Raw genomic sequence first — 12,908 nt, 5'->3', positions numbered from 1 at the left:
ACTGAGCGTGGTCCGCACGCTACTGCCGCACTGAGCGTGGTCCGCACGCTACTGCCGCACTGAGCGTGGTCCGCACGCTACTGCCGCACTGAGCGTGGTCCGCACGCTACTGCCGCACTGAGCGTGGCCGCACGCTACTGCCGCACTGAGCGTGGCCGCACGCTACTGCCGCACTGAGCGTGGCCGCACGCTACTGCCGCACTGAGCGTGGCCGCACGCTACTGCCGCACTGAGCGTGGCCGCACGCTACTGCCGCACTGAGCGTGGCCGCACGCTACTGCCGCACTGAGCGTGGCCGCACGCTACTGCCGCACTGAGCGTGGCCGCACGCTACTGCCGCACTGAGCGTGGCCGCACGCTACTGCCGCACTGAGCGTGGCCGCACGCTACTGCCGCACTGAGCGTGGCCGCACGCTACTGCCGCGGGTCGCTCGTGCGGAATCGATCGGGGTGTTGAGCTCGCGAGCGGGTAGAGTCCAGTGATGCCAGCCACGGATTGGTCGGATTGGCACGAGGCGTACGACCGTTCCAGCTCGGGGCTCAACTCCCGGTTGGCTGCGGTCCGCCACGCCATCAACCGCTACCTGGATGGGTCTGCTCCCGAGCCGGTGCGTGTCGTCAGTGCCTGCGCGGGCGACGGGCGCGACCTTCTCGGGGTCCTGGCCAGGCGGAAGGATGCGCATCGCGTTCGCGGAGTCCTTCTCGAGCGCGACACCGGACTGGCAGGGCGTGCCCGCCGGCAATCGCGTTCACTTCCCGCGCAGATCGACGTCCGCGAGGGCGACGCCTCGCAAAGTGCCCAGTACGAAGGGACAGTCCCGGCGGACCTGGTGCTGCTCTGCGGGATCTTCGGCAACGTCAGCGACGCCGACGTGCGGACGACCATCGCGGCGGCACCTCAGCTGTGCGCGCCGGGCGCCGAGGTGATCTGGACCCGTCACCGGCGTCATCCCGACCTCACCCCCTCCATCCGCCAGTGGTTCGCACAGGCAGGGTTCGAAGAGGTCGCCTTCGTCACGCCTGAGGACGCCAACGAGCGGTGGGCTGTCGGCGTGCACCGTCTGGTCACGGAACCCCGATCGCTTCAGGTAGGCCGGCAGTGGTTCACGTTCTTCCGGTGAGATGAGGGCAGAGTGCGTCAGCCCCCAGACGGGCGAGGAACATCCTGTTCTGCCGCGAGCCGTGCGGAGGCTGAGCTGCGCGGCCCCAGCCTGTCAGAGCGCCCCGTGGATCGGGGGCAGTCCCATCTCCTGGCGGGCTGAGTTGACGATCTCCCGGACGAAATCGGCCTTCCTTCGGGGTAAGAGTCCCGTGGAGTGGTGGGGTTTGGGTGGCCGGTGTGGTGCCCTGGTGTGAGGGGGTCATCGGCGAGATGCTCGGTGTGTACCGCCGAGTACTCACCAGAGGAGATCTCACCGATGACCCTTCCCCAGTCTGCCGTGTCCGACCTGTTGGACGCACTTCGTGCCGGTGACGGCGTGGACCTGGTCCGCGAGTCCGTCCGCATGGTCCTGCAGGAGCTGATCGAGACCGAGGCGACCGAGACCATCGGCGCCGGCCGCTACGAACGCACGGACACACGCGCGACCGAGCGCAACGGGTCCCGGCCCAAGCTGCTCACGACCAAGGGCGGTGACGTTACGGTCGCGATCCCCAAGCTGCGCACCGGTAGCTTCTTCCCCTCGATCCTGGAACCGCGTCGGCGGATCGACCAGGCGCTGTACGCGGTGGTGATGGAGGCCTACGTCCACGGCGTCTCGACCCGGTCGGTGGACGACCTCGTGGTCGCCCTGGGCGGGACCGGGATCTCCAAGTCCGAGGTGTCGCGGATCTGCGCGGGCCTGGACGAGGTCGTCGGCGCGTTTCGCACCCGCCGGCTGGACCACGCTCGCTTCCCCTACGTCTACCTGGACGCGACCTACCTGCACGTGCGCACCGAGGCCGGGATGGTGGTGTCCAAGGCCGTCGTGATCGCTACCGGCGTCACCGAGCACGGCCGCCGGGAGATCCTGGGCCTGGACGTCGGGGACAGCGAGGAGGAGATCTTCTGGCGGGCGTTCCTGACCGGCCTCAAGAAGCGCGGCCTGGGCGGGGTGCAGCTGGTGATCTCCGACCAGCACGCCGGCCTGGTCGCCGCCCTCACCCGCGTCTTCCAGGGCTCGGCCCACCAGCGGTGCCGGGTCCATTTCATCCGCAACGTCCTGGCTCACGTGCCCAAGGCCGAGACCGAGATGGTCGCCGCGGTGTTCCGGACCATCTTCGCCCAGCCCGACCTGGGATCGATGGGCAAGCAGTGGGACAAGGTCCGCGACGACCTCGCGGCCCGGTACCCCAAGATCGGGCCGCTGATGGACGACGCGAAGTCCGAGGTCCTCGCGTTCGCCGCGTTCCCGCGTGAGCACTGGCGCAAGATCTGGTCCACCAACCCCCTCGAGCGCTTGAACAAGGAGATCAAGCGCCGCTCCCGCGTCGTGGGCATCTTCCCCAACGAAGCCGCCATCATCCGCCTCATCGGAGCCGTCCTGATCGACACCCACGACGAGTGGCAGGTCGACGAACGCCGCTACCTCTCCGAAGCATCGATGGCCAAGATCTACAAGACCAGCAATACTGGAACCGTCGCCCTCGAAGAAGGCGACCGGTAGGCAACGAGCATCACCTCAAAGCCCACCACTCAGCGGGGCTCTGTCTCCTTCGGGTGTAGTCGGGCCCCCAAACACCGGCCGCGACCAGGTCCCGCTTGAGGTCCTCGTATCGCTGCACGTCGACGGGATGGGACCTCAGCCAGCTCGCGAACAGACGCATGTGAGCCTCAGGCCACTGGGCTGCCGTGAAGAGATGCCCGATCGCATCGCGTCGTCCAACGGCGGGATGGAAGATCGCCCAGTGGTCCCCGACCTCCACGGCCGCAGTCCAGTCCATCGGCAAGAGCGGCTGCATCGCATCACTGACGCTCCGTCCCTCTGGTAGACGCAGTACCAGATCAATGACCGGTTTCGCAGACAACCCCGGCACGGAGGTAGAACCGGCGTGCTCGATGACCCACTCTGGCCCGAGCACCTTGCGCAGCGACCGTGCCACCTCCAGGAACTTCGCTGCCCATGAAGGGTCGTGAGGCACCAGGCGCTCTTCCGGATACCGCTCAACCCACGTCACGTGATGACGATAGGGGCCAGCACGGACAGGCTGTCGGACACGCTCATCTGCCGCATGGAGCGTGGTCCGCACGCTACTGCCGCGCGGAGGACAGGGGACGGCTACGCCCGTGCAGGTTGGTGGCGACGGCGGTCTCGCTCAGCCCTGCCCGCTCGACGTAGCTCACCGCATGAGTCGTTGACAGGCCGATCAAAATTCTGCTCTTCTGCAGGCAAGAAGCCATCGATCTAACCTAAGGAGCACTGTGACCTCCCTGCGGACCCATAATTGGGGTGACCCGGACCGGCCAGCCCTGCTCCTGGTCCATGGCCTCACCGAGGCCGGAACCGCCTGGCCTCACGCGGTCGAACGGTGGTCGCCGACCTGGCACGTCCACGCCGTCGACCTGCGAGGCCACGGAGGATCACCCCGCTTCGACACCGCCGCCGCATCGCGCATGCTCGACACCTTCGTCAACGACCTCGTCGAGACCCTGCGCGCACTCGGACCGGCGACCGTGATCGGCCACTCTCTCGGAGGACGCGTCGCCGCCATCGCGGCGACCAGAGCGCCGGACTTCGTCCGCGCACTCGTCCTTGAAGATCCCGCCCTCACGCAGGGCACCGTCACCCCGCCCGGCTTCGCAGACGAGCAACACACCTTCCTCGACCGGTTCGACAACCCGGCTGACGCAGGGAGGGAGAAGGTGCTCATGCGACGCAACACGACCTGGACGGACGACGAGATCGACCGGTGGGCCGAGTGCAAACCGCACGTTGACCGACACATGATCGACCAGCTCGAGCTCGGCCAGGTCAATGCCAGCGACGTGTTTACAGAATTGAGGTGCCCCACGCTCGTCCTTTACGACGCCGACGGTCCGTTCGCCAAGCACTCGGTCCCCACCAGCAACCCCAGCGTTGACGTCCGATACCTCGACGGTGTCAGCCACTGCATCCGTCGAGACGACCCGACCACGTACCACGCCATCGTCGACCCATGGCTGGCAAACCACGGCCGCTAGCAGATGTCCACGACACGTCCGCTCATGCCGCTGGTCGCTCGGCGGGTGAGGTGGGGACCCAAATCTTGGTGCGCTGTTAGGGACGTAGCCGCCTTCCGCTGCACTGTCGTTACATGTAACGTGGTAGGCATGACGGTGAAGCATCGAGTCAGCGAGTACCGGCGCAGGATGCGCGCACGCGGACTTCGACCCGTGCAGATCTGGGTGCCGGACGTGCGTAGCGAGCGCTTCGCACAGGAGGCCGAACGTCAGGCGGCCCTGGTCGCCAGGGCGGACGAGCAGTCCGATGACCAGGAGTTCGTCGAAGCCGTCACCGCCCCCTGGGACGAGGAGTGAGGCGCGGCGAGCTGTGGACCGTCGCCGGGGGTGTCTACGCCTCCAAGCCGAGGCCCGCACTGATCGTGCAGGACGACCTCTTCGAGGGCACTGCCTCGGTGACCGTGGCGCCCCTGACGACGACGCTGGTAGATGCCCCTCTGCTTCGCGTACGCGTCGCCGCCGATGATTTCACCGGCCTGCAGCACGACAGCCAGGTCATGATCGACAAGGTCACCACAGTCCGCCGCGAGAACGTCGGTACCCGCATTGGCCGCCTGGCGCCCGAAAGTCTCGTGGAGGTCGAACGCGCCCTCATGGCTTTCCTCGGCCTGGCTAGGTAGCGGACGAGAGACCACTGCGGACATCCGGATCTGCCGCGCTGAGCGTGGTCGGCACGCTACTGCCGCGCTGAGCGTGGTCGGCACGCTACTGCCGCATGGAGCGTGGTCGGCACGCTACTGCCGCGCTGAGCGTGGTCGGCACGCTACTGCCGCGCTCCGAATGCAACTGGCTGCAGCATCTCGGTCAGTGCAGGTAGTACGGCTGGGGCTCTCTCGGGTCGGCTGCCACGACGTCAAGCTCTGGTGAAGAGAGAAGGTCTCGCACGGCGCGCTCGCTCGCCCCAACGCCCACCCAGTGTGGGTCGACGTCCGCTGCAGCGCACCAAGCCTGGTCCTGGGGCCAGACAAATGCAGGCAGCAACTCTCCCGCTTCCCACCGGTCAATCGCGTTCAACGGTCCCTGAAAGAGGTAGTAATCACGGTGGGGGAGGCGCACCAGTGGCGCTCCGTCGATCTGACTTCTCCGCACTGGAGGGCACCTCAAGCCCTCCCCCTCGACAGCCCCCGTGAAGCCGAACCAGAAACAGAAATAGCCATGCTCGGGGGTGGTGGTATGTGGAATCAGCTCGCTCACCAGCAGTCGCAGCTTGGTCAGGTCGGGTTCATCCTCAGGCGTGCCGTGCTCGCTCGCGGACTGATCCGTGTGCACGGGATCAGGGATGAGGCGAAGGCGCGCGTAGGCCTCGAATCCACTGGGCCCGAAGCCGACCAGTTGCTGCCAAGGCGCCGGGTCCCCTATCAGCCAGCCGGCCGGGGCCAGGTCGTGCATCACCGTCATCTCCACACGAGCGATGATGACACCTCAGGGGCACCCAACTGCCCAACGCTTCCGTCAGGAGCAGCGCCAGACGGACACACTACTGCCGCACTGGGCGTGGTCCGCACGCTACTGCCGCGCGTCGTGCTTGCCGCGGGAGCTCAGGCGGGGCGGGACAGCTCGTGCTCGACGGCTCGGCGAATCCAGGCCGAGACCGAGCGATCGTCTGCCTCTGCAGCGCGCTTGACCTCCTCAAGCAGGTCGGCCGGGAAACGCACTGGCACAGGTGCGCTCATCGGACGCTTGCGTCGACGCGCAGGTCCTTGAGGCTCCTGGTTGCGCGGGTCGGCGTAGAACTCGTACTCCTGCTCCGGCGTCAGCGGCCGGCTGTTGTCAATGCTCATCAGGGTCCCTCCGGTACGTAGCGGCGAGGCCCGAAGACGCCTCGTAACAGCCGATTGGTCGACACTTGCTCGGATCGCCCGATCGAGATGGAGCCAGCGGCACGATGAGTACTCGCCCACTGACCTCCGCGACCATCAACCAGTGGGCGGGCGGCTTGGCCAGGTAGAACAGCGGATCGCTGCTCCACGCCTCGATCACGTCGTCCATCCCCAGGTGCGGATGTTTGAACAGATGAGCGGCCTGCGTGTCGACCTCGAAGGGCTCAGTGTCATCGAGCGCCTCCAGGTCGAACAGTCCGCTCATGAGCTATTGTATTACAGACGAATACGCGCGCAACTGCTTGTTATGCACGTGATCTTCCGGGAGATTTCGACCAGCCGGTGTGGCTGATGGTCGAGGGACCGGGAGGTCGTGACATGTCGGGTCTGGATCCGTGTCTGGTCAGGTCGCGAGGGCCCTCGGGCGAGGTGGTGCTGCGGGTCGGGGTCGGCTGCGCGGACGACTACCTGGACTTCCTGTCCGGGCGGTGCCGGCCGAACACGGTCCTGGCCGCGGCGTACGACCTGAGAATCTTCCTGTCGGTGCTCGGCAAAGACCCGGCCGAGGCGGTCCCGGCCGACGTGCTCGCCTTCATCACCGCCCAGCGCACCGGCCGTCCTGCCGGCGTGGTCCAGGGCCTGCCCGCCGACGGCGGAGGCGGGGTGGGGCCGGCCACGGTCGCCCGGCGGGTCTCCACGATCTCCGGGTTCTACGCCTTCTTGCAGGTTCGCGGGGACGTGGTCGCCAACCCGGTGCCCCGGGGGCTGCCGACCCGCAGGGAGAGATCCCGCCCCTCCCAGGGCGTGCCGTTGACCAGGCGGGTCCGGTCCCTGCCGCGGATCCTGGCCCCGGCCGATGTCGATGCCCTCACCGGCGCCCTGCGCACCCACCGGGACCGGGCCATGGTCGCGGCGATGGTGCTCGGCGGGCTGCGCCGCTGCGAGGTCCTGGGCCTGCGCCTGGAGGACTTGCGGGTTGCCGAACGGCGGGTGTTCATCGCCGAGGGCAAGGGCGGGCGGCAACGCATTGTGCCCGTCTCGGCCAGGTTCTTCACCGCGGTCGCCGACTACCTGGCCATCGAGCGACCCGCCGACGCCGCGACCGGCCGGTTGTTCGTCGTGCTCAAGGGACCCACCCGCGGGCAGCCGCTGACCGTGCGCGGTATCGATCAGGTCCTGGCCGGTGCCCGGACGCGTGCGGGCCTGTCCCACGGCACCTGCCACGAGCTGCGGCACACCTGCCTGACCCGGCTGCGGGAGGCAGGGATGGCCCTGGAGGCCGTCCAGGCCCAGGCCGGTCACGCCTCGATCGAGTCCACCCGGATCTACCTGCACCTGGCCGACGACTGGCTGGCCTCCCAGTACCGCAAGGCCGCCGAGGTCATCGACGCCCAGGTCTTCGCCGGCGTCCCCGGCGTGCACGCGACACCGCCGCCGGGCGCCGGTGAACGGCCGGCGCTGCCGGGGTTCCGGAGGCTGCGATGAGCACCACCCTGCCGGTCCGGTTCGACCCCGCCCAGGACCAGCGCGGCGGCGCCGCGCCGGTCGCGACCTGGGACCAGGTCGCCGCCGAGCTGCCTCAGGTCGCGGCCACCATGCGGGCCTACCTGACCCAGCTGGCCTGCGTGCTGCGCCCGGGCAGCGTCAACGGCGCCGACCAGTCGCTGCGCTGCTTCGCCACCTACCTGCTCACCCACACCCCGACCCTGACCTGCGTGGCCGACATCGACCGGTCCACGATCGAGGCCTACAAGCCGTGGCTGGCCGCCCGCCCCGGCCGCGGCGGGACCCCGTTGGGCCTGGCCACCATCGCCGGCCGGCTGGGCACGCTGCGGATGTTCTTCATCCGGATCGGCGAGTGGGGCTGGGACGACGCCCCGGCCCGGGTGCCGATGTTCTCCGGTGACCTGCCCCGCCAGGACCGGCCCCTGCCCAAGGCGCTGGACGACCCGAGCGCCGCGCGGCTGCTGCGCGCCGCCCAGGCCCAGCCCCGGATGCTGCTGCGCGTCACCGTGGAAGTCCTGCTGCGCACCGGCCTGCGAGTCAGCGAGTACACCGCCCTGCCCGCCGACGCTCTCGTGCACATCGGCACCGGACCCTGGCTGCATGTGCCGGTCGGCAAGCTGCACCAGGACCGCTACCTGCCCTTGCACCCGCACGTGCTCACCCTCATCCAGGACTACCGGGCCACCCACGTCGACCCCGCCCACCCGCTGCTGCTCCCGAGAGAGAACGGCCGGGCGCTGGACCGGCACACCGTCACCCGGATGATCAACAAGGCCGGCGCCGCCGCCGGCCTGGCCCACATCCACCCCCACCAGCTGCGCCACACCCTGGCCACCCAGGCCATCAACCGCGGCATGTCCCTGGAAGCCATCGCCGCGATGCTGGGCCACTCCTCGATGGACATGACCCTGCGCTATGCCCGCATCGCCAACCGCACCGTCGCCGAGGAGTACTTCGCCGTCACCGACAAGGTCGACGCCCTCTACACCGACCCCGCCCACCTGCCCGCCGACGCCCTCGGACCCAACATGGCCCGGCTGCGCCGCGAGCACTCCCGCATGCTCGGCAACGGCCACTGCACCCGACCCCCCGAGCTCGACTGCGCCTTCGAGTCCATCTGCGAGACCTGCACCTTCTTCCAGACCACCATCGCCTTCCGCCCCACCCTCCAGGCCCAGCACGACGACGCCCACGCCAAGGGCCAGACCCACCGAGCCCAGCTCTTCGGCAAACTCCTCAACGATCTCGAGAACGGCGAAGCATCATGAACCGCCCCCACCCCCATCACGTGCATAATGCCGCGCTGAGCGTGGTCCGCACGCTACTGCCGCTTGCAGAGTGGTGCTCTGCTCTTTCACGCGATGGCTTCGAAGTGCAGTCGGAGGCCAAGGGCATGGGCTACTTTCACGACTGTCGCCAATGATGGGTTGCCGTCTGCGGAGAGTGCCTTGTATAGGCCTTCGCGACTCATCCCGGCCTGTCGTGCGATCTGGCTCAGGTTGCGAGACCGAACGATGGCCCCCAGCGCTGCGGCGATCACCTTTGGGTCGTCCTCGGCGACCTCCATGACCGCTTCCAGGTACGCGGCCACGTCCTCGAACGTGTTGAGGTAGTCCGCGTTGTCGAAGGGCGCAAAGGTGTCGTTGGTCATGATCGGTGCTTCCTCCATTCGGCCGCTGACCTCGTGGGCCTTGCGGATGTCGGCTTCCTGCGTGGACTTGTCACCACCGAGCCTGGTCAGCCACCGATCGAACGTTCCCGATCGGACGACCTCCGCCGTATGTTAACTGTAGTTGACATATCGCCCTCCCGGCAAGCGTGGTCTGCGCGGAGGACGGCTACGCTCGTCGGACTTGCCGCGCCTGGCAGCATGAATTGTCGACGTCGAGGAAACTGGCTGACGTCAATAGCGGCCGCGCTGATCTGCGGGTCACGATGGTGCATGAACACCTTCCAGATCACCTCCGTGCTCGTTCCCGTCTCGACTGACAGCCCGGGCGGTGCTGCGCTGCGCCAGGCGATAGCCGCGCATCTGGCCCGATACACCGGGCAGACGCGCACCCACACAGAGTCGGACCTGCGCGCCTTCATGAGGTGGTGCGCCGAACGTCACCTGGACCCGTTGAGCGTCCACCGGGTGCACGTCGAGCTCTACGTGCGGTGGATGCAGGAGACGCGCGGATACAAGCCGGCGACCATCTCGCGGCGGCTGTCCGTGGTGATCGGGTTCTACCGCACCGCAGTCATCGACGGTGTCCTGCCTTCTTCGCCAGCCGACCACGTCCGGCGACCGCACGTGCCACCCGAATCACCCACTCTCGGCCTGTCCCATCTGCAGTTCGAAGCGATGCTCCAGGCAGCAAGGGTCAGCAGCAACATCAACGATTTCGCACTGGTCTGCATGCTCGGGCTGCTGGGACTTCGCATCTTCGAAGCGTGTGGCGCCAACATCGACGACCTGCGCGAGGAGCACGGGCACCGGGTGCTGAAGGTCCGCGGCAAGGGAGGCAAGGTCGTCCTGACGCCCCTGCCGCCAGCGGTGCAGCGCGCGATCGAACGCTCCGTCGACAGCCGTGTAGACGGTCCGGTCCTGCGTAACCGGCAGGGCGGTCGGATGGACCGTCACGCCGCGACCCGACGGCTGCATCACCTGGCCGACCACGCAGGCATCAACCTGCCGCGGATGCACCCGCACATGCTCCGGCACACCTTCGTCACCACCATGCTCGACGCCGGCGTGGACCTGCGAGACGTCCAGATCGCGGCCCGCCACGCCGACCCCCGCACCACCATGCGGTATGACCGGGCCCGCACGAACCTCGACCGACATCCCAACTACATCCTCGCCGCCTACATGGCCTCCGGCACCTGACAGAGCCGCGGTCCGCGCCTGATCGTCCTGCACCTATTCAGGAAGATTCCATCTCCGCGTCGGTGAACGCCCCCACCGGCAACTCGCCACGAAGGCAGCCGAAGAGCACCTCAGCCTCAACCAGAACGTCATCCACAAACTCGGCGACGCATCCTGAGGACACCCGGAATGCCGCTTTCCGAGTAGGTCAGCTTCTGCCGAATCGTTGCTGGGCGGCCTGTCGTCCTCAGTGGCGGTCGGGTTGACTTGGGCGGCCTGGATGTGACGGAGGTGGACGGCGGCGCGGGCGGGGTGCCTGCCCGGATCCAGCTCGTCCAAGCCGGCCGTGACGGTCAGGGCCGATGACGAGGAGGCGGGCCTCGCCGTGGTAGTCGTAGGCACTCAGTCGAGGATCTCAGCCTTCCCCTGCCGCCGAAGCTCGGCCAGGCCGTCGCGCATAGCCTGCAGCTTCTCGGGCGGATGTCCGACCCAGTCGGCCACCTCGCCGACTACCCTCAGCGGCTCGCTCGACCGGAAGGAGCGGGTCGGGTTGCCTGGGAACTTCTTGTCGGTGACGTTGGGGTCGTCCTCGACGTCACCGGTCGGTTCGACCACGTAGATGCGCTCCCGCCCTTCACCGACGGCCAGCTCGGCTCCCCACGCCGCCGCGTCGAGCGTCTCGGTGAAGTAGACGTAGTTCATCACCCGGCCGCTCTCGAAGTTCGACTCCCGACCCGGCGTGATGAGATCGCCGACCTCGAGGTCAGCCTTCGTGCCGTGCAGGGAGACACCCTCCTCGTATACCTCGAAGGGCACCGGCTCCACAGCCTCGCTCATGCCGGCGAGCGTAGCGGCTCGGCCCGCAACCCAGGCTGGAAGGACTGACCTCGGCAGCACGCCAACAGAGCGATCAGGTATGCAGCGCAGGCCCCCTTCCCCGGTGGTTGGATGGCGAGATGCTCCCCACAGCGATGCCGGTGCTCCGCCACGGTGCCGTCATCCTGCGCGCCTTCGAGGACGGCGACGCGCCGCTGATCCAGGCCGTCGCCGATGACGACCTCATCCCGCTCATCACGACCGTCCCGCGCAGCGGCACCACGGCGGATGCCTTGGCTTTCATCGCCCGGCAGCACGACCGCCTCCGCACCGGCACTGGCTACTCCTTCGCGATTGCCGATGCGCAGAGTGACCAGGCGGTCGGTCAGATCGGGCTCTGGCTCCACCACATCGACCAAGGACGGGCGAGCACCGGCTACTGGATCGACCCACGCTGTCGGCGCCGCGGCTACGCGCGGGCGGCACTGCATACCCTCACCGCCTGGGCACTCTCCCTCGACGAGATCCACCGGCTCGAGCTTTACGTCGAGCCGTGGAACGACGGCTCGTGGCGCACCGCCGAGAGCTGCGGCTTCGAGCGCGAAGGGCTGCTCCGGGCGTGGCAACAGGTGGGCGAGGAGCGTCGCGACATGTATATGTACAGCGCCCTGCCGCAGACCGAACCGGGCATGACTGGGACACTCGAGGGCAGCCCGCCGCACACGCATACCGAGGAGAGAGCCGTGACCGAAGGCACCGTCCGTTGGTTCGACACCGACCGAGGCTTCGGCTTCATCGACCTGGGGTCGGAGGAGGAAGACCTCTACGTCCACGCGTCCGAGATCCTCGGCGACGAGGCGATGAAGGTGCTGCGGGAGGGGCAGGTCGTCGAGTTCGAGATCGGCGAGGGCGATCGCGGCCCGCAGGCGCGCGGCGTCCGCGTCATCGCCGACCGTCCCGCCGACTCACCAGTGGGACAGCTCGGCACGGTCTCGTGGTTCGAGCCGGCAAAGGCCTACGGCTTCATCACGCCCGACGACGGCGGCCCCGAGATCTTCCTGCACAGCTCGGCGATCGTCGCCGGCGGCGTCGTCTCCGAGGGGCAGCGGGTGGCCTACCTCGTCGTCGACGGCCAGAAGGGACCGCAGGCCGAGCACCTGCTCCCCCTGACCACCGACGGCAACGCGCAGGGCGCGGTCTCCGACGGGGCGGACGGCACCGTCTCCTGGTATGACGTGGACAAGGGTTTCGGGTTCATCGCGCCCGAGTCGGGTGGCGACGACGTCTTCGTCCACGCCCGCGCGCTCGCGGACGGCCTGCCCGAGCTGGGCGAGGGTGACCGGGTGGCGTTCGACGTCGTCGAGGGCGACCGCGGTCCGCAGGCGCGCGACGTGCGCCTCGTGGGCGGCGCGCCCCGGCGCGGCGGACCCGCCCCAGGCCGCGACCGTGGCCGGTCAGGTCACCGGGGCGGGCCCCGGGGTGGGGCCGACCGCCCGGCACGGGGCGGCCAGGGCGTGGTCGCGCGCTACGACCCGGAGCGGGGCTTCGGCTTCATCACCCCGGACGCGGGAGGCGCCGACCTCTTCGTGCACGTGTCGGTGCTGCGCGGCGACGACGAGCTCTACCCCGGCGACCGGGTGCGCTACGAGGTGCGGCAGAGCGATCGCGGACCGCAGGCCGACCGGGTGGAACGGATCTGAGAGCAGGCGCTGACCCT

At 68.4% G+C, this 12,908-nt stretch carries 15 protein-coding genes and 1 pseudogene; 10 read left to right on the top strand and 6 right to left on the bottom strand.

What is annotated here, in order from left to right; all coding sequences use genetic code 11:
* The first annotated feature begins 482 nt into the window (after positions 1 to 482).
* Complete coding sequence (locus AC5PYY_RS05855; protein WP_493898851.1) at positions 483 to 1,121, top strand: class I SAM-dependent methyltransferase; 639 nt, start codon at positions 483 to 485, stop codon at positions 1,119 to 1,121.
* A gap of 297 nt (positions 1,122 to 1,418) precedes the next feature.
* On the top strand, positions 1,419 to 2,645 hold the full coding sequence (locus AC5PYY_RS05850) for an IS256 family transposase (protein WP_493896408.1): 1,227 nt from the start codon (positions 1,419 to 1,421) through the stop codon (positions 2,643 to 2,645).
* 10 nt (positions 2,646 to 2,655) lie between these two features.
* Here the strand turns inward: AC5PYY_RS05850 and AC5PYY_RS05845 are convergent, their stop codons facing one another.
* Positions 2,656 to 3,156, bottom strand: a complete 501-nt coding sequence (locus AC5PYY_RS05845) for a GrpB family protein (protein ID WP_493898850.1) — start codon at positions 3,154 to 3,156, stop codon at positions 2,656 to 2,658.
* Between the two features lie 244 nt (positions 3,157 to 3,400).
* On the opposite strand from AC5PYY_RS05845, the gene AC5PYY_RS05840 reads away from it, so the two are divergent.
* The 3 genes from AC5PYY_RS05840 to AC5PYY_RS05830 all read left to right on the top strand — a co-directional run bounded on the left by AC5PYY_RS05840 (position 3,401) and on the right by AC5PYY_RS05830 (position 4,818).
* The gene (locus AC5PYY_RS05840) at positions 3,401 to 4,159 is read left to right on the top strand and encodes an alpha/beta fold hydrolase (RefSeq protein WP_161937868.1); all 759 of its coding nucleotides are present in this window, start codon (positions 3,401 to 3,403) and stop codon (positions 4,157 to 4,159) included.
* A gap of 129 nt (positions 4,160 to 4,288) precedes the next feature.
* Entirely contained in the window at positions 4,289 to 4,495 is a 207-nt protein-coding gene (locus AC5PYY_RS05835; protein ID WP_066638586.1) for an antitoxin MazE-like protein, read from the top strand.
* Positions 4,492 to 4,818 carry a type II toxin-antitoxin system PemK/MazF family toxin gene (locus AC5PYY_RS05830; RefSeq protein ID WP_022923225.1) on the top strand — a complete coding sequence of 109 codons (327 nt, stop codon included), beginning with the start codon at positions 4,492 to 4,494 and terminating at the stop codon, positions 4,816 to 4,818. The genes AC5PYY_RS05835 and AC5PYY_RS05830 overlap by 4 nt, the downstream gene beginning before the upstream one ends.
* 184 nt (positions 4,819 to 5,002) lie before the next feature.
* On the opposite strand, the gene AC5PYY_RS05825 is transcribed toward AC5PYY_RS05830, so the two are convergent.
* The 3 genes from AC5PYY_RS05825 to AC5PYY_RS05815 form a co-directional block, all read right to left on the bottom strand.
* Positions 5,003 to 5,602 carry a hypothetical protein gene (locus tag AC5PYY_RS05825; protein WP_493898849.1) on the bottom strand — a complete coding sequence of 200 codons (600 nt, stop codon included), beginning with the start codon at positions 5,600 to 5,602 and terminating at the stop codon, positions 5,003 to 5,005.
* A 134-nt stretch (positions 5,603 to 5,736) separates the two neighbouring features.
* Positions 5,737 to 5,979: a YlcI/YnfO family protein gene (locus tag AC5PYY_RS05820; RefSeq protein WP_493898848.1), complete on the bottom strand. Its 243-nt coding sequence runs from the start codon at positions 5,977 to 5,979 to the stop codon at positions 5,737 to 5,739.
* A complete protein-coding gene (locus tag AC5PYY_RS05815) occupies positions 5,969 to 6,283 on the bottom strand; it encodes a hypothetical protein (protein ID WP_493898847.1) in 315 nt (104 codons plus the stop codon). The genes AC5PYY_RS05820 and AC5PYY_RS05815 overlap by 11 nt, the downstream gene beginning before the upstream one ends.
* 164 nt (positions 6,284 to 6,447) lie before the next feature.
* On the opposite strand from AC5PYY_RS05815, the gene AC5PYY_RS05810 reads away from it, so the two are divergent.
* Both AC5PYY_RS05810 and AC5PYY_RS05805 read left to right on the top strand, forming a co-directional pair.
* The gene (locus AC5PYY_RS05810) at positions 6,448 to 7,503 is read left to right on the top strand and encodes a tyrosine-type recombinase/integrase (RefSeq protein WP_493898846.1); all 1,056 of its coding nucleotides are present in this window, start codon (positions 6,448 to 6,450) and stop codon (positions 7,501 to 7,503) included.
* Complete coding sequence (locus AC5PYY_RS05805) at positions 7,500 to 8,792, top strand: tyrosine-type recombinase/integrase (protein ID WP_493896382.1); 1,293 nt, start codon at positions 7,500 to 7,502, stop codon at positions 8,790 to 8,792. The genes AC5PYY_RS05810 and AC5PYY_RS05805 overlap by 4 nt, the downstream gene beginning before the upstream one ends.
* An 86-nt stretch (positions 8,793 to 8,878) precedes the next feature.
* On the opposite strand, the gene AC5PYY_RS05800 is transcribed toward AC5PYY_RS05805, so the two are convergent.
* Positions 8,879 to 9,175: an addiction module antidote protein gene (locus AC5PYY_RS05800; protein WP_493898845.1), complete on the bottom strand. Its 297-nt coding sequence runs from the start codon at positions 9,173 to 9,175 to the stop codon at positions 8,879 to 8,881.
* A 291-nt stretch (positions 9,176 to 9,466) separates the two neighbouring features.
* Here AC5PYY_RS05800 and AC5PYY_RS05795 point away from each other — a divergent pair, with 291 nt between their 5' ends.
* Entirely contained in the window at positions 9,467 to 10,396 is a 930-nt protein-coding gene (locus tag AC5PYY_RS05795; protein WP_493898844.1) for a tyrosine-type recombinase/integrase, read from the top strand.
* A 46-nt stretch (positions 10,397 to 10,442) separates the two neighbouring features.
* Positions 10,443 to 10,553: pseudogene (locus tag AC5PYY_RS05790) on the top strand (toxin-antitoxin system HicB family antitoxin); the annotation flags it as partial.
* Between the two features lie 224 nt (positions 10,554 to 10,777).
* On the opposite strand, the gene arr reads toward AC5PYY_RS05790, so the two are convergent.
* On the bottom strand, positions 10,778 to 11,212 hold the full coding sequence (arr, locus tag AC5PYY_RS05785; RefSeq protein WP_493898843.1) for an NAD(+)--rifampin ADP-ribosyltransferase: 435 nt from the start codon (positions 11,210 to 11,212) through the stop codon (positions 10,778 to 10,780).
* Between the two features lie 119 nt (positions 11,213 to 11,331).
* Here arr and AC5PYY_RS05780 point away from each other — a divergent pair, with 119 nt between their 5' ends.
* Positions 11,332 to 12,891 (top strand): GNAT family N-acetyltransferase, encoded by a 1,560-nt coding sequence (locus AC5PYY_RS05780; protein WP_493898842.1) that lies wholly within the window; start codon positions 11,332 to 11,334, stop codon positions 12,889 to 12,891.
* The last annotated feature ends 17 nt before the right edge of the window (positions 12,892 to 12,908 follow it).

The organism is Serinicoccus sp. JS2-9, from assembly GCF_059025165.1.
The sequence above is the reverse complement of the archived record's forward strand: the minus strand, read 5'-3'. Positions and strand labels throughout refer to the sequence as shown.

What these genes read in the sequence shown, in the direction of transcription:
- AC5PYY_RS05855 (WP_493898851.1), top strand. Translation starts at nt 483, where the DNA reads ATGCCAGCCACGGATTGGTCGGATTGGCACGAGGCGTACGACCGTTCC.
- AC5PYY_RS05850 (WP_493896408.1), top strand. Translation starts at nt 1,419, where the DNA reads ATGACCCTTCCCCAGTCTGCCGTGTCCGACCTGTTGGACGCACTTCGT.
- AC5PYY_RS05835 (WP_066638586.1), top strand. Translation starts at nt 4,289, where the DNA reads ATGACGGTGAAGCATCGAGTCAGCGAGTACCGGCGCAGGATGCGCGCA.
- AC5PYY_RS05820 (WP_493898848.1), bottom strand. Translation starts at nt 5,979, where the DNA reads ATGAGCATTGACAACAGCCGGCCGCTGACGCCGGAGCAGGAGTACGAG.
- AC5PYY_RS05815 (WP_493898847.1), bottom strand. Translation starts at nt 6,283, where the DNA reads ATGAGCGGACTGTTCGACCTGGAGGCGCTCGATGACACTGAGCCCTTC.
- AC5PYY_RS05805 (WP_493896382.1), top strand. Translation starts at nt 7,500, where the DNA reads ATGAGCACCACCCTGCCGGTCCGGTTCGACCCCGCCCAGGACCAGCGC.
- AC5PYY_RS05800 (WP_493898845.1), bottom strand. Translation starts at nt 9,175, where the DNA reads ATGACCAACGACACCTTTGCGCCCTTCGACAACGCGGACTACCTCAAC.
- AC5PYY_RS05795 (WP_493898844.1), top strand. Translation starts at nt 9,467, where the DNA reads ATGAACACCTTCCAGATCACCTCCGTGCTCGTTCCCGTCTCGACTGAC.
- arr (WP_493898843.1), bottom strand. Translation starts at nt 11,212, where the DNA reads ATGAGCGAGGCTGTGGAGCCGGTGCCCTTCGAGGTATACGAGGAGGGT.
- AC5PYY_RS05780 (WP_493898842.1), top strand. Translation starts at nt 11,332, where the DNA reads ATGCTCCCCACAGCGATGCCGGTGCTCCGCCACGGTGCCGTCATCCTG.